General features: G+C 71.9%; 19 protein-coding genes. 16 read left to right on the top strand and 3 right to left on the bottom strand.

The features are described from left to right. Positions 1–323: 323 nt before the first annotated feature. From ACRAKI_RS34505 to ACRAKI_RS34435, 15 genes are all read left to right on the top strand, one after another. Positions 324–1,895, top strand: a complete 1,572-nt coding sequence (locus tag ACRAKI_RS34505) for an AMP-binding protein (RefSeq protein WP_447004646.1) — start codon at positions 324–326, stop codon at positions 1,893–1,895. 148 nt (positions 1,896–2,043) lie between these two features. Beyond that, a complete protein-coding gene (locus ACRAKI_RS34500; RefSeq protein WP_447004645.1) occupies positions 2,044–2,319 on the top strand; it encodes a hypothetical protein in 276 nt (91 codons plus the stop codon). 149 nt (positions 2,320–2,468) lie between these two features. Beyond that, on the top strand, positions 2,469–3,215 hold the full coding sequence (locus ACRAKI_RS34495; RefSeq protein ID WP_447004644.1) for a phosphoglyceromutase: 747 nt from the start codon (positions 2,469–2,471) through the stop codon (positions 3,213–3,215). A 233-nt stretch (positions 3,216–3,448) separates the two neighbouring features. Then, positions 3,449–4,648: a sensor histidine kinase gene (locus ACRAKI_RS34490; protein WP_447004643.1), complete on the top strand. Its 1,200-nt coding sequence runs from the start codon at positions 3,449–3,451 to the stop codon at positions 4,646–4,648. Continuing rightward, positions 4,645–5,325 carry a response regulator gene (locus ACRAKI_RS34485; RefSeq protein WP_380724364.1) on the top strand — a complete coding sequence of 227 codons (681 nt, stop codon included), beginning with the start codon at positions 4,645–4,647 and terminating at the stop codon, positions 5,323–5,325. The genes ACRAKI_RS34490 and ACRAKI_RS34485 overlap by 4 nt, the downstream gene beginning before the upstream one ends. A gap of 27 nt (positions 5,326–5,352) precedes the next feature. Further along, entirely contained in the window at positions 5,353–6,363 is a 1,011-nt protein-coding gene (locus tag ACRAKI_RS34480; protein ID WP_447004642.1) for a Ppx/GppA phosphatase family protein, read from the top strand. Then, on the top strand, positions 6,363–7,562 hold the full coding sequence (locus ACRAKI_RS34475; protein WP_447004641.1) for a hypothetical protein: 1,200 nt from the start codon (positions 6,363–6,365) through the stop codon (positions 7,560–7,562). The genes ACRAKI_RS34480 and ACRAKI_RS34475 overlap by 1 nt, the downstream gene beginning before the upstream one ends. After that, complete coding sequence (locus ACRAKI_RS34470) at positions 7,559–8,344, top strand: sugar phosphate isomerase/epimerase family protein (RefSeq protein ID WP_447004640.1); 786 nt, start codon at positions 7,559–7,561, stop codon at positions 8,342–8,344. Before ACRAKI_RS34475 ends, ACRAKI_RS34470 begins: the two co-directional genes overlap by 4 nt. A 201-nt stretch (positions 8,345–8,545) precedes the next feature. Then, on the top strand, positions 8,546–9,469 hold the full coding sequence (locus ACRAKI_RS34465) for a proline dehydrogenase family protein (protein ID WP_447004639.1): 924 nt from the start codon (positions 8,546–8,548) through the stop codon (positions 9,467–9,469). 8 nt (positions 9,470–9,477) lie between these two features. Then, positions 9,478–10,284 (top strand): thioesterase family protein, encoded by an 807-nt coding sequence (locus tag ACRAKI_RS34460; RefSeq protein WP_447004638.1) that lies wholly within the window; start codon positions 9,478–9,480, stop codon positions 10,282–10,284. 90 nt (positions 10,285–10,374) lie between these two features. Further along, the gene (proC, locus tag ACRAKI_RS34455) at positions 10,375–11,187 is read left to right on the top strand and encodes a pyrroline-5-carboxylate reductase (protein ID WP_447004637.1); all 813 of its coding nucleotides are present in this window, start codon (positions 10,375–10,377) and stop codon (positions 11,185–11,187) included. Between the two features lie 120 nt (positions 11,188–11,307). After that, entirely contained in the window at positions 11,308–11,511 is a 204-nt protein-coding gene (locus ACRAKI_RS34450; protein WP_033436603.1) for a helix-turn-helix domain-containing protein, read from the top strand. A 122-nt stretch (positions 11,512–11,633) separates the two neighbouring features. Beyond that, positions 11,634–11,735: a 30S ribosomal protein bS22 gene (locus ACRAKI_RS34445; RefSeq protein ID WP_015105422.1), complete on the top strand. Its 102-nt coding sequence runs from the start codon at positions 11,634–11,636 to the stop codon at positions 11,733–11,735. A gap of 221 nt (positions 11,736–11,956) precedes the next feature. Then, positions 11,957–12,994 (top strand): NAD-dependent epimerase/dehydratase family protein, encoded by a 1,038-nt coding sequence (locus tag ACRAKI_RS34440; protein WP_447004636.1) that lies wholly within the window; start codon positions 11,957–11,959, stop codon positions 12,992–12,994. 33 nt (positions 12,995–13,027) lie between these two features. Then, positions 13,028–14,044, top strand: coding sequence for a lysophospholipid acyltransferase family protein (locus ACRAKI_RS34435; RefSeq protein ID WP_447004635.1), 1,017 nt, complete (start codon positions 13,028–13,030; stop codon positions 14,042–14,044). A 19-nt stretch (positions 14,045–14,063) separates the two neighbouring features. Here ACRAKI_RS34435 and ACRAKI_RS34430 read toward each other — a convergent pair whose 3' ends face one another. The 3 genes from ACRAKI_RS34430 to ACRAKI_RS34420 all read right to left on the bottom strand — a co-directional run bounded on the left by ACRAKI_RS34430 (position 14,064) and on the right by ACRAKI_RS34420 (position 16,880). Continuing rightward, the gene (locus ACRAKI_RS34430) at positions 14,064–14,954 is read right to left on the bottom strand and encodes an HAD family hydrolase (RefSeq protein WP_447004634.1); all 891 of its coding nucleotides are present in this window, start codon (positions 14,952–14,954) and stop codon (positions 14,064–14,066) included. A gap of 39 nt (positions 14,955–14,993) precedes the next feature. Beyond that, entirely contained in the window at positions 14,994–16,115 is a 1,122-nt protein-coding gene (locus ACRAKI_RS34425) for a DUF5667 domain-containing protein (protein WP_447004633.1), read from the bottom strand. 111 nt (positions 16,116–16,226) lie between these two features. Then, a complete protein-coding gene (locus ACRAKI_RS34420; RefSeq protein WP_447004632.1) occupies positions 16,227–16,880 on the bottom strand; it encodes a sigma-70 family RNA polymerase sigma factor in 654 nt (217 codons plus the stop codon). Between the two features lie 168 nt (positions 16,881–17,048). Here ACRAKI_RS34420 and ACRAKI_RS34415 point away from each other — a divergent pair, with 168 nt between their 5' ends. After that, positions 17,049–18,539: a class I adenylate-forming enzyme family protein gene (locus tag ACRAKI_RS34415; RefSeq protein ID WP_447004631.1), complete on the top strand. Its 1,491-nt coding sequence runs from the start codon at positions 17,049–17,051 to the stop codon at positions 18,537–18,539. The last annotated feature ends 1 nt before the right edge of the window (position 18,540 follow it).

Here is an 18,540-nt window from a genome sequence, read left to right as displayed (position 1 = left end):
GCAAGCCGCCCCGCGACAGTTCCCCGCTGCGGTGGAGCCGGGCGGGGGGAGCCCGGTTTTCCCAGAGCGGGCCGCGGCCCGACGGGGGGATGGCAAGCCGCGGTTCGTGCCGCGCCGGTCGTCGGAGTGCGTGGGAGCCGACCCGCGAGGCCCTGCCAACTTGGCAGATCGTCGGCGATCACCACAAGGGGCGACACTGCTCCATTCGTGTGTTCTTAGCCGAGTTAAGTAACGCTGTAGCGTGATCATCTGCTGCCTTGACCGGTGGTGTGGGTTGACTCACGATGGCGGGATCACGGCCCCCGGATGAATGAGGCAGCCGCATGGTCTTCCGCAGTCCGATTCCCGATGTCGCGGTCCCGGACGTCTCGCTGCACGAGCTGTTGTTCGCCGACCTCGGCGACCGCGCCGACCGGGTCGCCCTGGTCGACGGCACCTCCGGCGCGTCGCTGACCTACGGCCGGCTGGCCGCCGCGATCGACCGGCTGGCCGCCGCGCTGGCCGCCAAGGGGATCGGCAAGGGCGACGTCGTCGGCATCCTCAGCCCGAACACCCCTTACTACGCGGTCGTGTTCCACGGCATCCTGCGCGCCGGCGCCACCGCGACCACCATCAACGCCCTGTACACGGCGGACGAGGTCGCGCACCAGCTGGCCGACGCGGGCGCGAAGATGTTGTTCACGGTGTCCGTGCTGCTGCCCAACGCCGCGCCCGGCGCCGAGAAGGCCGGTGTCCCGGACGTCGTGGTGCTGGACGAGGCCGACGGCTACCCGAGCCTCTCGTCGTTGCTGGCGAACTCCGAGCCGGTGCCGGAGGTGTCGATCGACCCGGCCGAGGACGTGGCCGTGCTGCCGTACTCGTCGGGCACGACCGGCCGCGCCAAGGGCGTGATGCTGACGCACCGGAACCTGGTCGCGAACATCGCGCAGTGCGGGCCGATGCTGAACGTCGGTCCCGACACGAGGATCCTCGCCGTGCTGCCGTTCTTCCACATCTACGGCATGCAGGTGCTGATGAACTGCGGCCTGAACGCCGGCGCGACGGTGGTGACGCTGCCGAAGTTCGACCTGCCCGAGTTCCTGCGGGTGATCCAGGACCACCGGACCGACCGGGTGTACATCGCGCCGCCGGTGGCGGTGGCGCTGGCCAAGCACCCGCTGGTCGACCAGTACGACCTGTCCGGCCTGGACACGCTGTTCTCCGGCGCCGCGCCGCTGGACGCGGACCTCGCGGCGGCCGTCGCGAAGCGCCTGGGCTGCCGCGTGTCGCAGGGCTACGGCATGACCGAGATGAGCCCGGTCAGCCACGCGATCCCCGACGACCGCGACGACATCCCGGTGGGCACGGTCGGCGTGATCGCGCCGAACATGGAGTGCCGCTTCGTCGACCCGGCCACCGGCGAGGACGTCGGCGTCGGCGAACGCGGCGAGCTGTGGTGCCGCGGGCCGAACGTCATGAAGGGGTACCTGAACAACCCGGGGGCGACGGCCGTCACGCTGGACGAGGACGGCTGGCTGCACACCGGCGACGTGGCGGTGATCGACTCGGGTGGTCTGGTCAGCATCGTGGACCGGGTCAAGGAGTTGATCAAGTACAAGGGCTACCAGGTGCCGCCGGCCGAGTTGGAGGCGCTGCTCCTGACCCACCCGGACATCGCCGACGCCGCCGTCGTGGGGGTGCGCGACGAGGAGGGCGAGGAAGTCCCGAAGGCCTTCGTCGTCCTCCAGCCGAATTCCCCGCTCGACGCGGCGGGTGTGATGGAGTTCGTCGCGTCCCAGGTCGCGCCGCACAAGAAGGTGCGCGTGGTGGAATTCATCGACGCGATCCCGAAGTCCGCCTCGGGGAAAATCCTCCGCAAGGACCTCCGGGCACGTGAGGCCAGCTCACCGGCCTGATCGACTGCTTTCTCGCCTTGCGCAGGACCTGATGGGGTGCAATTACCACTCGATGGTGTTGTTGTCGGCTGCTCGCCGCGCGGGGGCGGCGGATCGTCACAACCATGTCGGGTGCAAAACACGCATCCACACATCGGAGAACATACGCATGCGCATGCTTGGAAAGCTGGCCGTCGCGGTCGGCGCCACCGCTGTTGTCCTGCTCGCGGCACCGGGGGCCAACGCGTCCGAAGCCGACCAGCTCTCGAAGGCGGCCACGTCCGGCCAGAAGACGGGCCTCGGTGGCCTCGGTGGTCTCGTCGGCATCGGCGGCGTGCCGGTCGTCAGCCCGGTGCTCCAAGGGCTCACGGGCGGCCTGACCGGCGGCGGCAGCGGCCTCGGCAGCCTGGGTGGCGGCGGCGGCCTGGGCAACCTGGGCGGCTGACCGACCGGTGGGGCTGTTCCGGGCCGGGCCGTTCGCGGCCTGGCCCGGAGCCGTTCCCGACACCGTTCTCCGGCCGTGGAGCTGCACCGATCAAGGTCACAGTGACCACCGGCGTGAACAGGGCGGCCGCATCTGGCAGGCTGACGGCCATGGCTGTCGGAACCCTGGTGCTGCTCCGCCACGGCGAGAGCGTGTGGAACGCGGAGAACCTGTTCACCGGCTGGGTGGACGTCCCCCTGTCGGAGAAGGGCGTGAAAGAGGCTAGTCGTGGCGGCGTGCTGCTGCGCGAAGCGGGCGTGCTGCCCGAGGTGGTGCACACGTCGTTGCTGCGGCGGGCCATCGGCACCGCCAACCTCGCCCTCGACGCGGCCGACCGGCACTGGATCCCGGTCCGGCGGGACTGGCGGCTCAACGAGCGCCACTACGGCGCGTTGCAGGGCAAGAACAAGAAGCAGACCCTGGACGAGTTCGGCGAGGAGCAGTTCATGCTCTGGCGCCGCTCGTACGACACCCCGCCGCCGCCGATCGAGCTGGGCTCGGAGTTCAGCCAGGACGCGGACCCGCGCTACGCGGACCTCGGCCCGGAGCTGCCGCTCACCGAGTGCCTGCTCGACGTGGTCAAGCGGATGATCCCGTACTGGGACTCCGCGATCGTGCCGGACCTGCGCTCGGGCAAGACGGTCCTCGTCGCGGCGCACGGCAACTCGCTGCGCGCGCTGGTCAAGCACCTCGACGGCGTTTCGGACGAGGCCATCGCGGGCCTGAACATCCCCACCGGCATCCCGCTGCGCTACGACCTGGACGACGAGCTCAAGCCGCTCAAGCCGGGCGGCCAGTACCTCGACCCGGACGCGGCGGCCGACGCGATCAAGGCCGTGGCCAACCAGGGCCGATAACCCCACAGCTCCACCCCGCGACGGCGGCACACGCGCAAGGGCACACCGAGCGCGGGTGCCGCCGTTTCGCTTGTCTGGGCCGTGGCCGATGCACCGGCACTGACCTGATTGGACACGATTGGGTGAACTGCGGCCGTCCGAAGGGAAAACATCGGCTCCAGACATGTCGCGGGAGTCACGAACCAGGCCTGCGCACTAGGCCGTACACGCCCTGACCTGCTTACGATGCGCTCGTGACCGCAACGGGTTACCTCGTCCTGTCGATCGGCGTTCTGCTGATCGGCGGCGTGGCGTTTCTCATCGGACGCACGACCGCGCGTCCCGGTGAGAGCCGCCCCAAGGGCCTCACCGTCGCCGACCTGATGTCGATGGTCGTCCACTCGTCCCCCGACGGCATCGCCGTGCTGAACGGCTTCGGCGACGTCGTGCTGCACAACGCCCGCGCCGAGGAGCTGGGCGTGGTGCGGAACAACCGGGTGGACGACCGGGCCAGACGGGCCGCCGAGCTGGCCCGCCGCAACGGCGGGGTCATCTCGGTCGACCTGTCGACGCTGGAGGTCGTGAAGGGACGCCACCCGGCGGCCGTGCACGCCACGGTCAAGGTGCTCACCGAGGGCTTCGTCGTGGTCGACGCCACCGACGAGTCCGAGTCGGTCCGGCTGGAGGCGACCAGGCGCGACTTCGTGGCCAACGTCAGCCACGAGCTGAAGACCCCGGTCGGCGCGCTGGCGCTGCTGGCCGAGGCCGTGCTGGACGCCGCGGACGACCAGGAGGAGGTCCGCCGGTTCAGCGCCAAGATCATGCAGGAGGCCACCCGGCTGGGCACGCTGGTCACCGAGCTGATCGCGCTGTCCCGCCTGCAGGGCGCGGAGAAGCTGCCGGAGCTGAGCCGGGTCGAGGTGGACGTGGTCGTGGACGAGGCGCTGAGCCGGTCCAAGCTGTCCGCCGAGTCGGCCGGCATCCAGATCACCACCGACGAGCCCGGCGGCCTTGAGGTCGAAGGCGACCGGACGTTGCTGGTCACGGCGTTGAGCAACCTGCTGGAGAACGCGGTCGCGTACTCGCCGCCGGGCAGCCCGGTGTCGGTCAGCCGCAAGCTCGTGGACGGGTTCGTCGAGATCGCCGTCACCGACCGCGGCATCGGCATCGCCGAGGACCAGCAGATCCGCGTGTTCGAGCGCTTCTACCGGGTCGACAAGGCCCGGTCGCGCGCGACGGGCGGCACCGGGCTCGGGCTGGCCATCGTCAAGCACGTCGCGAACAACCACGGCGGCGAGGTGAAGCTGTGGAGCCTGCCGGGCACCGGTTCCACGTTCACCCTGCGCATCCCGGCTCACCCCGACCAGGAAGAGCCCACGCAGGACCTGCCCAGGCAGGACATGGCGAGACCCGTGCCGAGCGGCGCGGGCAGCAAACACGGAGGAGAGCTGTGACCAGGGTGCTCATCGTGGAGGACGAGGAGTCCTTCGCCGATCCGCTCGCCTTCCTGCTGCGCAAGGAGGGCTTCACCGCGGCGCTCGCGGCCACCGGCCAGGAGGCGTTGGAGGAGTTCGACCGCAACGGCGCCGACATCGTGCTGCTCGACCTGATGCTGCCCGGGATGAGCGGGACGGACGTGTGCAAGCAGCTGCGTGCCCGGTCCGCCGTGCCGGTGATCATGGTGACCGCGCGGGACAGCGAGATCGACAAGGTCGTCGGCCTGGAGCTGGGCGCGGACGACTACGTCACCAAGCCGTACTCGGCGCGCGAGCTGATCGCCCGCATCCGCGCGGTGCTCCGCCGCGGCGGTGAGTCCGAGGAGCTGTTGCCGCAGGTCCTGGAAGCCGGGCCGGTGCGGATGGACGTCGAGCGGCACGTGGTGACGGTGGACGGCGGCGAGGTGAGCCTCCCGCTGAAGGAGTTCGACCTCCTGGAGTACCTGCTGCGCAACGTCGGCCGGGTGTTGACCCGTGGCCAACTGATCGACCGGGTGTGGGGCGCGGACTACGTGGGGGACACGAAAACCCTCGACGTGCACGTCAAGCGGCTGCGGTCGAAGATCGAGCCGGACCCCTCGACCCCGCGTCACCTGGTGACCGTGCGCGGACTGGGCTACAAGTTCGAATCCTGACAATCCCGACCGGGTACGGTGCACCGCGTGCGCCTCGGGGTGCTTGACGTCGGGTCCAACACCGTCCACCTCTTGGTGGTGGACGCTCATCGGGGTGCCCACCCGACGCCGATGAGTTCGGAGAAGTCCGTGCTGCGCCTCGCGGAGCAGCTGGACGGCTCCGGCCTGCTCGGCCGTGCGGGCGCCGACCAGCTGGTGCGCACCGTCGCCGCGTCCAAGGCGACGGCGGAGCGACTGGGCTGCGAGGACCTGATGGCGTTCGCGACCTCCGCGGTGCGCGAGGCGGGCAACTCGGCCGAGGTGCTGGACCGGGTGCGCGCCGAGACCGGCGTGGACCTCCAGGTGCTGACCGGCGAGGACGAGGCTCGGTACACGTTCCTCGCGGTGCGCCGCTGGTACGGGTGGTCCGCGGGCCGGCTGCTGTGCCTGGACATCGGCGGCGGTTCGCTGGAGCTGGCGGTCGGCGTGGACGAGGAGCCGGAGGAGGCGTTCTCGGTGCCGCTCGGCGCGGGCAGGCTCACCCGGACCCGGTTCCGCAACGACCCGCCGAGCCGGGCCGAGGTGCGCGAGACCGCGGAGTGGCTGGCCGACCAGCTGGCGCCGGTGGCGAAGAAGATCCGCCGGGTCGGCGCGCCCGATCGAGTGGTCGCGACGTCGAAGACCTTCCGGACGCTGGCCCGGTTGACCGGCGCGGCGCCGTCCTCGGCCGGTCCGCGGGCACGGCGCGTGCTCACGGACGCAGGTCTGCGGCAGCTCGTCGCGTTCATCTCCCGGATGTCCGCGGCCGACCTGGCCGATCTCGAAGGCGTGAGCGCGAGCAGGGCGCACCAGCTCGTGGCGGGCGCCCTGGTGGCGGAGGCCACGATGCGAGCCCTGTCACTCGGCGAGCTGGAGATTTGCCCCTGGGCGCTCCGGGAAGGTGTCATCCTGCGTCGCCTGGACCACACTAATGGCTCGGACCAGGGCACACTGCCGGGTCGCACCCGCACGACGGGTGACACTGGACGGACTGGCCGCCACGGGGCACGGTGGAGTTGATGAGTCGAGAGAGCGAGTCGGAGCAGACCCAGCGCACCGTCGCGGAGTTGCTCGCCCAATACGGTGCGGGCTCCGGCGAGGTGACGCCGCGTCGGCGACGCCGCCGTGCCGAAGAGGCCGCGGAGACCGGTCCGCAGGCCATCATCGACCGGGTCAACTCGGACAGCGGCCGGCTCATGCCGATCCGCGACGAGCCCGCGCCCGCCGCGCCGCCACCACCGCCTGCGCGACCGCAGCGGCAGCGTGGCGTCGAGGCCGAGCGCACGGCCTACCAGCCGCCGGTCACGCCGCCCCCGGCCGCACCGCCGCCGGTCGCCCCACCGCCGCCGGTCGCCCGGCCCGAGCAGGTGTCCAGGCCGGACCTCTCGCGGCTGGAGCCGACGAAGGCCGAGCCCGGCCGTCGGCGCGCACCCGACGTGGACCCGGCCGAGGAGACGCGGGTCGTGCCGCCGATCGTGGCCGACTACCAGGCTGAGCAGTCCCGGCCGAACCTGCCGAAACCGCAGGTCAAGCCGTCGAACCTGGTGCGGCCCGCGCCGCCTGCCGCGCCGCCGGCGGGTAAGCCGCCGATGGTGAAGCCGCCTGGTCGGGAGCCGGTCACCGAGGTGATGCCGCGCATCACCGACAAGCTCACGCCGAACGTGCCGCTGGAGTCGCTGCCGACCGAGTCGGTGCTGATCGTGCCGCCCGCGCCGCCGAGGCTGCCCGAGCCGCTGCCCGACCAGACCCCCGAGGACTGGTTCGGCGACGACGACGAGCCCGAAGGGGCCGAGGAGCAGGAGAGCACCCAGTTCCACCCGTACGTCGACCTCGACGAGGAAGACGAAGACGACGCGAGCGACGGCTACCAGCGCCGCGACTTCCAGCGGCGCGAGTTCGACGACGAGCCCGCCGGGCTGGCCGACGTCGAGGACGACGAGGAGCCCGTCGAGCGCTCGGCCGGCAAGGAGTGGCTGGTCATGATCGGCCAGCTCGCGGTCGGCGTGCTCGGCGGCGCGGCGCTGTGGCTCGGCTTCAGCTTCCTGTGGCGCACGGCCGCGCCCGCGGCCCTGGTCGTGGCGCTCGGCGTGACCGTGGGCCTGGTGATGGTGGTCCGCAAGATCCGCCGGGCGGACGACCTCCAGACCACCGTCCTGGCCGTGCTGGTGGGGTTGATCGTCACGGTCTCGCCCGCCGCGATGCTCCTGGTGAAGTCTTGATCCCCGTCGGCCTGTCCACCGCGGCCGTGTGGCCGCAACCCGCGGGCGCCGCGTTCCAGGCGGCGGCGGACCTCGGCTACGACGGCGTCGAGGTCATGGTGTGGGCCGACCCGATCAGCCAGGACGTGAAGGCGCTCGAACGGCTGGCGAAGAGCAGCGGCGTGCCGGTGCTGGCCGTGCACGCGCCGTGCCTGCTGATCAGCCAGCGGGTGTGGTCGCCGGACCCGGCGGAACGGCTGCGGCGCAGCGTGCGGGCGGCCGGCGACCTGGGCGCGCGGACGGTCGTGCTGCACCCGCCGTTCCTGTGGCAGCGGAAGTACGCGGACGGGTTCGCCGACCTGGTCGCGTCGCTGGAGGACTCCAGCGGGGTCGCCATCGCCGTGGAGAACATGTTCCCGGTGCGGAAGGCCTTGGGCCGAGGGCGGTCGGTGCAGGTCACGGCGTTCCGGCCGTCGATCGACCCGACGGACGTGGGGCACCGGAACTACACGCTGGACGTGTCGCACGCGTCGGCCGCGCACGCGGACGTGATGGAGCTGGCCAAGCGGATGGGCGAGGGGCTCACGCACGTGCACCTGGCCGACGGTTCGGGCCTGCCGAAGGACGAGCACCTGGTGCCGGGGCGGGGCAACCAGCCGTGCGGCGAGCTGCTGTCCCACCTGACCAGGACCGGCTTCACCGGGCAGGTCGTGCTGGAGGTCAACACCCGCCGCGCCCGCACCACCGCCGAGCGCGCCGAACTCCTCGCCGAATCCCTCCTCTTCGCCCGCCTCCACCTCTGACCACGCGCGAGTCCTCCGCTCGGGCACCCCGAGTCCTCCGCTCGGGCACCCCGAGTCGTCCGCTCGGGCACTGCGAGCACAACGTTCGGGCACCGTGGCCCGTGAGTTCCCGCAGTGTGAACGCTGCGTTCAGGTGCGTCGGCCAGGTCGGCCCCGAACTCCCATCCGCTGCGCCGCTGCCCAGCGGCTAGGGTCTTGATCGTGAACCCGTTGCGCACGTTGGTCCTCGCCGTCGCGGGCAACGACACGGTGCGCCGGGTCGTCGCGACCGCGCCGGTCAGCCGTGACGTCGTGCGCCGGTTCGTGGCCGGCGAGACGATCGGCGACGCGATCGACGTGACCAGCGACCTCGTCGGTCGGCACAGCCTGCGCGTCAGCCTGGACTACCTCGGCGAGGACACCACCGACCGCAAGACGGCCGAACGCACCGTGCGCGCGTACCTGGAGCTGCTCGACCAGCTGCACGACGTGGGCCTGGCCGCCGACGCCGAGGTCAGCGTGAAGCTGTCCGCCGTCGGCCTGGCCCTGGGCGAGACGTTGGCGCTGGACAACGCGTCCCGCATCTGCGCGGCGGCCGAACAGGCGGCGACCACGGTCACCGTCGACATGGAGGACCACACCACCACCGACGCCACCCTGCGCGTGCTCGCCGAGCTGCGCCGCCACTGGCCGTCGGTGGGCGCGGTGCTCCAGGCGTACCTGCGCCGCACCCTGGACGACTGCCGCGACCTCGCGGACACCCGCGTCCGGCTGTGCAAGGGCGCGTACGCCGAACCCGCGTCGGTGGCGTACGTCGACCCGCACGAGGTCGACCTCAACTACGTGCGCTGCGCCAACGTCCTGCTGGCAGGCTCCGGGTACCCGATGTTCGCCACCCACGACCCGCGGCTGATCGAGATCATCGGCGAACGCGCCCGCTGGTACGACAAGGCGGTCGAGGACTTCGAGTTCCAGATGCTGTACGGCGTCCGCCCCGGCGAGCAGCTGCACCTCGCGGCGGAAGGCCACGTCGTGCGCGTCTACGTGCCGTTCGGCGAGCAGTGGTACGGGTACCTCATGCGCCGGCTCGCCGAACGGCCGGCGAACGTCGCGTTCTTCCTGCGCTCGCTGGTCAGCCGTTCGTGAGGAGCCCCGTGTCCTTCTCGGTAGCCAGTGCGGTCCGCCCCCTGGGCGACGGCACGTACACCGCGTCCCTGCCCGCCGAGTGGACGGTCGGCCCCAAGCCGCACGGCGGGTTCCTGCTGGCCCTGGTGGCCCGTGCGGCGGTGGACAGCGCGCGTGCGGCCGTGCCGGGCGCCGACGACCTCGCGCCGTTGGCGGTGAGCTCGCAGTTCCTGCGCGCGCCGGAGGTCGGGCCGGTGCTGCTGCGGACGCACGTTCGCAAGGCGGGGCGGACGGCGACAGTGGTGACGTCGTCGCTGGAGCAGCGCGGGCGCAGCTGCGTGGAGGCGGTGGTGACGGTCGGGCGGATGCCCGACGGCACGCCGGACTACGTCGACCTGCCGGAGATGGCCGCCGCACCGCCCGCCGACGCGATCGACCTGGCGTCCATGGGGTCCGGGGGCGTGTACAAGCTCGGGTCGGTGTGCGACGTGCGGCTGGACAAGGAAGGCGCCGGGTTCCTGACCGGTCGGGTGGGTGACCCGTTGGTGCTGCGGCTGTGGGTGCGTCCGCTGGGTGAGCGGCCGGACCCGTACTTCGCGCTGATCGCCGGGGACATCTCGATGCCGGTGACGTTCAACCTGGGTCGGTTCGGGTGGTCGCCGACGGTGCAGATGACGTCGTTGCTGCGGGCCGGCCCGGCACCGGGGTGGTTGCGCGTGCGGGTGTCGTGCAGCGCGGTGCACGGTCAGTGGTTCGACGAGGACGCCGTGGTGATCGACTCGGCCGGGCGGCTGGTGTGCCAGGCGCGGCAGCTGGCGTTGACGCCGGCGGGCTGACCGCGTGACTCGCGGTGTCTGGCCGCGTGACTCGCGGTGCGTGAGTGGAGGACTCGCGGGGGGTGGGGTGGGGCGTGGCAGGCTTGGGGCATGACGACCATCGCCGTGTTGGGGGCTGGCAAGATCGGTGAGGCCCTGCTGTCCGGGCTGCTCCAAGGGGGGCGCAAGGCCGACGAGCTGCTGTTCACGGAGAAGCACCCGGACCGTGCGGCACAGCTGGCGGACCGGTACGGGGTGGAAGGGCTCGACGTCGTGGGCGCCGCGCAGCGGGCCGACGTGCTCGTGGTCGCGGTCAAGCCGCAGGACATCGACCCCCTGCTGGACGAGCTGGCTCCGGTGCTCAAGCCCGGCACGCTGGTCGTGTCCCTCTGCGCGGGCCTCCCGACGTCCCTGTACGAGCGCAGGCTGCCCGACAGCACCCCCGTGGTCCGGGTCATGCCGAACACCCCGATGGTCGTCGGCGAGGCGATGAGCGCCATCTCCGCCGGCAGGTACGCCACCGACGAGCACCTGAACCTGGTCGAGGACCTGCTGCGCACCGTCGGCCAGGTCGCGCGCGTCCCGGAGAGCCAGCAGGACGCCGTCACGGCCCTGTCCGGCTCCGGTCCGGCCTACTTCTTCTACCTGGTCGAAGCCATGATCGACGCGGGCATCCTGCTCGGCATCCCGCGCGACCTGGCCGGCCGGCTCATCATCCAGTCGGCGGTCGGCGCGGCCACCATGCTGAACGAGGGCGACCAGCACCCGGTCATCCTCCGCGAGGCCGTCACGTCCCCCGCCGGCACCACCATCATGGCCATCCGCGAACTGGAGAAGCACGGCGTCCGCGCGGCCATGCTGGCGGCCATCGAAGCAGCTCGGGACCGCTCGGTGGAGCTGGGGCGGGACCACGAGGCGGACTGATACCGCCATTGGCCGTCGCACCAGCCCCACCTGTCCCGTTACCCTCAAGGGAGCACGTGCGTGTCGAACCGTCGGTGGGGAAGCCGACGGCACGACGCGTGTCGAAGGACGCGGTGATCCATGCCTGCGGAGGAGAAGTCGCTCGGCCAGGTCAGGTTCCTGACAGTCGCCGAGGTCGCGCTGATGATGCGCGTGTCGAAGATGACGGTGTACCGACTGGTTCACTCCGGTGAGCTGACCGCGGTGCGCGTCGGGAAGTCGTTCAGAGTGCCGGAGAAGGCGGTGCACGAGTACCTGCGGAACGCCTACTTCGACGCCGGGTGAGGCCCGGTACGGGGCGGCGGGTAAAGTGATAGGCCGTTCGTGCCTGGTGTCGGCGCGCCCTCTTGACGGGTGTTTCCACCGGCGCGTGGAGACCACCAACGTCTAGTAGTGAAGGAACCCGCATGGGCTCGGTCATCAAGAAGCGCCGCAAGCGCATGTCGAAGAAGAAGCACCGCAAGTTGCTGCGCAAGACGCGGGTCCAGCGCAGGAAGCGCGGCAAGTAACCCCTGCGGGTCCTCGCACCGCCAGTCCCCCGGCGAACGGCCGTGGGACTGGCGGTGTTGTCGTTCCGCGCCGTCCCGGGCCGCCCGGCCGGTGAAGCCGCCATCCGGGTGATTGACCGGTGAAGCGCTGGTGACCTGCCTCAAGGGGCCGCTCCTCATCCCGGCCCGACCCGGGTTCCCGGCTAGCATCGACGAGTCGCACCACCCGCACAGGGAGTCGCATGGCGCCCAAGGTCGTTCTCGTCACCGGTTGCAGCCGGTTCCTCGGCGGTCACCTCGCCGCGCGCTTCGCGGCGAACCCGGACATCGACAGGGTGCTCGGCGTGGACACCGAGCCACCGTCCCGCGACCTGCTCCGCCGGATGGGCCGCGCCGAGTTCGTGCGCGCCGACATCCGCAACCCCCTCATCGCGAAGGTCATCGCCACCGCGCAGGTCGACACGGTCGTGCACGCGTCGGTGACCGCGAACCCGGCCGGTCCGACCGGCCGGACCGCGATGAAGGAGATGAACGTCATCGGCACGATGCAGCTGCTGGCCGCGTGCCAGAAGTCGCCGCACGTGCGCAAGCTGGTGGTGAAGTCGACCAGTGCGGTCTACGGGTCGAGCTCGCGCGACCCGGCGGTGTTCACCGAGGACATGGGGCCGAAGGACCTGCCGTCCAGCGGCTACGCGAAGGACGCGGTCGAGGTCGAGGGGTACGTGCGCGGGTTCGCCCGGCGGCGGCCGGACGTGGACGTCACCGCGCTGCGGTTCAGCAACTTCATCGGCCCGCGCATCGACACGGTGCTGACCAGGTACTTCGCCCTGCCGGTCGTGCCGACGGTGCTGGGCTACGACGCCAGGGTGCAGTTGCTGCACTCCGAGGACGCCCTGGCCGTGCTGGAGCGGGCGGCGCTGCACGACCTGCCCGGCGTGTACAACGTGGGCGGTGACGGCGTGCTGATGCTGTCCCAGGCCATCCGCCGGGCCGGGCGGATCAACCTGCGGGTGCCGAGCGCGTCGGTGCCGACCGTGGGCAGGCTGTTCCGCGGTGCCAGGCTGGTGGACTTCTCCCCGGACCAGATGAGGTTCCTCAACTGGGGCCGGGTGGTCGACACGACGCTGCTGAAGAAGGAGTTCGGCTTCACCCCGAGGTGGACCACGCAGCAGGCGTTCGACGACTACGTGAGCGGGCGCGCCCTGCGTCCGCTGATCGATCCCGAGGTGGTGGCGTCGGTCGAGCGCGGCGTGCTCGACCTGGCCGCCAGGTTCCGTTAGACGGCCGGTGGACGGCGAGGAGGTGGACACGCGGTGGCAGAGGCACGGGTGATCCCGCTGCACGGCGCGGACCGGGAGGCTCCCCGTCGACGACGCGGCGCGGCACGGGCGCGCTCTTCGGCGCACGCCGCTCTTCCCGAGCCTTCGGACGCGCCGTTCGAAGAGCCGGCCGAGGAGTCGGCGCAGGAGCCCGTGGCGCCCGAGCCCGCGGCGTGGGAGCGGCAGCTGGCGGAGCTGCTGACGTTCGCCCGCAGGAGGCTCCAGGGCGACTACGAGGTGGACGAGTTCGGCTTCGACCCCGACCTGACCGACCACCTCCTGATGCCGCCGCTCCGGCCGCTGTACGAGAAGTGGTTCCGGGTGGAGACGATCGGCATGCACAACGTGCCGGGCGAGGGCGGCGCGCTGATCGTCGCCAACCACTCCGGCACCCTGCCGCTGGACGCGACGATGACCGCGTTCGCGGTGCGGGCGGACCACCCGAAGCGCCGCCACCTGCGGATGCTGGGCGCGGACCTGGTGTTCAGGACGCCGGTGCTGGGCGCGTTGGCGCGCAAGTCGGGGCAGACGCTCGCGTGCAACCCGGATGCGGAACGGCTGCTCAGCTCGGGTGAGCTGGTCGGCGTGTGGCCCGAGGGCTTCAAGGGCATCGGCAAGCCGTTCAAGGACCGGTACAAGCTGCAGCGGTTCGGGCGGGGCGGGTTCGTCTCGGCGGCGCTGAACACCGGTGTGCCGATCATCCCGTGCTCGATCGTGGGCGCGGAGGAGATCTACCCGAAGATCGGCGACATCAAGCCGCTGGCGAGGTTGCTGGGGTTGCCGTACTTCCCGGTGACGCCGTTCTTCCCGCTGTTCGGGCCGCTGGGCGCGATCCCGCTGCCCTCGAAGTGGTACATCGAGTTCGGCGAGCCGATCCGGACGGACGCGTACGGCGAGCACGCGGCGGACGACCCGATGCTGGTGTTCAACCTGACCGACCAGGTGCGGGAGACGATCCAGCAGACCCTGTACCGGCTGCTCACGCAACGCCGCAACGTCTTCCTGGGCTGAGGCCGACCCGCCCCGGCGGTCAGCGGTCGCGGCGGCGGTAGGCGAGGGTGGCGGCCACCGCGCCCGCCAGGGCGCCCGCGCCCAGCACGGACGGCACGCCGATCTTCGCCGCCTTGCGGCCGGTGCGGAAGTCGCGGATCTCCCAGCCCCGCTTGCGCGCGGTCTCACGCAGCCCGGAGTCCGGGTTCACCGCGACCGCCGTGCCGACCACCGACAGCATCGGCACGTCGTTCACGGAGTCGGAGTACGCCGTGCACCGCCGCAGGTCGAGCCCTTCCTTCGCGGCCAGCGCCCGCACCGCGTGCGCCTTCGCCCGGCCGTGCAGCAGGTCGCCGACCAGCCGGCCGGTGTAGATGCCGTCGGTGTTCTCCGACACCGTCCCCAGCGCGCCCGTCAGCCCCAGCCGCTTGGCGATGATCTGCGCCAGCTCCACCGGCGTCGCGGTGACCAGCCACACCCGCTGCCCGGCGTCCAGGTGCATCTGCGCCAGCGCCTGCGTGCCGGTCCAGATCCGGTCCGCCATCAGCTCGTCGTAGATCTCCTCGCCGAGCGAGACCAACTCCGCGACCGACCGGCCGGCCACGAACGACAGCGCCTGCTCGCGGGACGCGGCGACGCTCTGCGGGTCCTCGCGCCCACCGACCCGGAACTTGAGCTGCTGCCACGCGAACCCGACCAGGTCGGAGTTCTTGAAGTACTTGCGCGCGGCGAGCCCGCGGGCGAAGTGGAAGATCGACGCGCCCATCATCATCGTGTTGTCGACGTCGAAGAAAGCCGCCGCGGTGAGGTCGGTGGACGCGCTCCCAGAGGGGCCGACCACCGCCAGCGCGGCAGCGGCCGAAGCCTCACCGGCCAGCGCGGCGAGCCGCTCCCGCTCGGCCGAGCCCTCCACCACACGCCTTTTCACCACGTCAGCGCCTCCCGCGGTCCGATGGGGACAGGGTAGCGATCAGCCGCCGAGGCCGGGCAGGGGCAGCGACGGCAGCGGCAACGTGGGCAGCGGGAGCACCGGAGCGCTGGTGGAGATCGTCGGCGCGGACGGCGTGGGCAGCGTCGACGGCGGCACCCCGGCGCTCGGCAGGCCGCTCGACGCGCTCGTGCCGGGCAGGCCGGCGGACGTGGTGGGCGCCGCGGCGGACGTGGGCTCCGGCGCGGGCGGCAGGTTCTCCGGCGCGGTGCCGGGCGGCACGGGCGGGGCCGCGCACTCGCCCTCGGCGGGCACCGGGCCGATCTGGTCGGACTGCCCCGACGTCACGGACACGCAGTCCGTCCGGCCCTGCAAGGCCGACGCGCGCTGGGCGATCCGGTCGAGCAGGTCCAACGACGTGCCGGCCCGGTCCGAGGCCTCGACGGGCAGCGCGGCCCGCAACCCGGTCAGCCGGGTGGCCTGCGCGTCGGCCCAATCGCGCAGCTCAGTGAGGACGCGCTGATCCGAGTTCGAGCCGAACGCGGTCAGCACGCGGGAACCGGCCGCGGCGTCGGCGTCGAAATCGGTCAGCGCGGTCAGGTAGCCGCCGAGCGGCCCGCCGTCGGGTCCGCGGTACCGGTCGACCAGCGTCTCCAGCTCGGCGACGCGCGCGGCGGCGAACTCCAGTCGCTTGTGGCCCTTCGACTCCTCGCCGAAGGTGAGGCCGAGCGATGCCGTCTCGGCGGTGCGCTTGACGCCGTACAGCGCGTCGCCGGGGAGCGCGTCCTGGCTGAGCAGCAGGCTCATCCCGGTCAGCGACAACAGCAGGCACAGCGCCGCGGCGAGGGCCACCGCTAATCGGCCGCGGGCTCCGGCGCGGGGCGTGCGCGGCTCTTCCGCGGGCCGGTCGAGCTTGGTCGGCGGCGGCGCCGCGGCGCCGAGCACCCTGGCCCGCATCCGGGCCTTGGCGGCCTCGTCCGGGCCGCTCGTGGCTGCGGCTTTCCGCAGCAGCGCGACTACGGCCAGTTCGTCGGCGAAGTCTTCGCCGGTCCGGCCGGTGTCAGCGGAACCGGGGCGTGCCGGACCGGGATGCGTGTCGACGGCGCGGGCGAACTGCTCGCGCTGCCTGTGACGCCGTAGCGGCGTGATACCTCTGCCCACCATCCCGCTGGCCAACCATCCCGCGTCTCGGACGACCCTGCGCCGAGGATCCTGCCCCGAGTAACGACCCGGGGCCGCCCGGGGTTACGCCTGCGACGAGCGGTGCGATGGCGATCACCGCAGCCAGGTGGGCAGCAGTTGGGCCAAGCGGCGCACCGCTCGGTGCTGCAGGGCCTTGATCGCGCCCTCGTTGCGGCCCATCCTGGCCGCCGTCTCCGCCACGGACAACCCCTGGATGAACCGGAGGGTGATGCATTCGCGCTGGTCTTCGCCCAGTTGGGCGACACAGCGGAGCAGTTCGGCGTTGGTGGCGTCGGTCAGGACTTCCTGCTCGGGACCGTCCGTGACCTCGCGGTTGTCCGCCAGCTCGGCCGTCGTGACCTCCAACCGGTACCGGCTGGACTTCACGTGGTCGAAGACGATGTTTCGCGCGATCGTGACGAACCAGGCGCCGACGTCGCGGCCCTGGTAGCTGATCGACCCGATGCTGCGCAGCGCGCGCAGGAACGTCTCGCTGGTCACGTCCTCCGCGAGCGTGCGGTCGCCGACGCGGAAGAGCACGTACCGGTACACCACGTCCACGTACCGGTCGTAGAGCGCGCCGAACGCGTCCGTGTCGCCGCCCTGGGCGGCGCGGACCAGGTTCCACGGCTCGGTCGCCGCGTCGCTCTCCACGCTGTCGATCTTGCTGGACTGCCCTCCCGCACTCCACCTGGAGCGCAGCGTCCTGATGGGTCGGACGGAGTTCTCGCGTGCCCGTGCGGTCATCGGCTCGCGGCACCTCCACAGGGTCGCCGTGCCGGCAGCATACGTGTTGTTACTCCGTAGTAGGTAGCGGCAAGTGGGGTCGAATCGGGGACGGGGGCGGAGCCACTGCGTGACGCCGCTCCCGCGTGACAGACTGCGCGGAGATCCGCTGTGGTTCACCAGGAGGTCATGTTGACCACTTCAGCAAGCAACATCGCCGACCTGGTTCGCGCATCCGCGCACCGTGGACCCAAGCACGTCGCACTGGTCGATGTCACGGCCTCCGGCGATCGGAGAGCCGCGAACACCCACACCTGGGCCGAGTTCGACGCGGCCGTGGACGGCGAGGCGCACCGGCTGGCACGGGCGGGCGTGGAGCCCGGTGACCGGGTCGTCGTCCGGCTGCCGGCCGGCGCGGCGTACTGCGTCGCGGTGTTCGGCGTGCTGCGCGCCGGCGCCGTCCTGGTGCCGGCCGGACCGGGCCAGCCGACCCGTGAGCTGCAACGACTCGTCGCGGACAGCGGCGCGAAGCTGCTCGTCGGCGACGGCGGCGGTGCGGACGTCGAGGTGCTCGCCGCGCCGACCATGGAGCCGGGCGAGGAGTTCCCCGCCATCGGCTCCGGCGAGGACCTCGCCGTCCTCGGCTACACCTCCGGCACGTCCGGCACGCCGCGCGGCGCGATGCTGTCGCACCGGGCGCTGCTCGCCAACGTCCGGCAGTGCGCGTCCCTGCGGCCCGCACCGGTGACGCCGGGCGACCGGGTGCTGCTGGCGCTGCCGCTGTTCCACGTCTACGGGCTCGGCCCTGGTCTGCTCCAGGTCGCCGGCGCCGGTGCGACGGCCGTGCTGCTGGAGCGGTTCGACCCGGACGCCGCGCTGACCGCGATCCGCGAGCACCGGGTGACCACCGTGGTCGGCGTGCCGCCGATGTACTCGGCGATGCTGGCCAAGCCGGTGGAGCGGCTGCGCGACGACCTGGCCACGGTCCGCCTGTTCACCTCCGGCGCCGCGCCGCTGGCCGCCGGCCTGCTGGACACCATGCGCGAGGCCGTCGGCCTGCCCGTCTACGAGGGCTACGGGCTGACCGAGACCGGCCCGGTGCTGACCACGACGCTGGCCGGCGGCGTGCCCAAGGGCGGGTCGGTCGGCCGGGCGCTGCCGGGCGTGGAGGTGCGGCTGGTCGACACCGACGGCCGTCCGCTCGACCAGGACGAGGACGAGCCGGGCACCGGTCTGGTCGCGGCCAGGGGCGACAACCTGTTCAGCGGGTACTGGCCGGACGGCGCGCACGGCCCGGACGCGGAGGGCTGGTTCCGCACCGGCGACGTCGGCTACCTGGACGAGGACGGCGACCTGCACCTGGTGGACCGGGCCAACGACCTGATCATCGTCAACGGCTTCAACGTCTACCCGCACGAGGTCGAGCACGTGCTGACCGAGCTGGACGGGGTGGCCGAGGCCGCGGCGGTCGGCGTGCCGGACGAGCGGACCGGCGAGGCGGTCAAGGTCGTCGTGGTGCCGGCCGAGGGCGTCGAGCTGACCGAGGACGCGGTGAAGGACCACTGCGCCGCGCGGCTGGCGAAGTTCAAGGTGCCGACGGTGGTCGAGTTCGCCACCACCCTGCCGCACTCGCCCACCGGGAAGCTGGCGCGGTCGCGGCTGCGGCAACCCCTAGCCTGAA

This window comes from Saccharothrix isguenensis (assembly GCF_052936305.1).
This window is presented reverse-complemented; position numbering and strand designations above follow the sequence as displayed.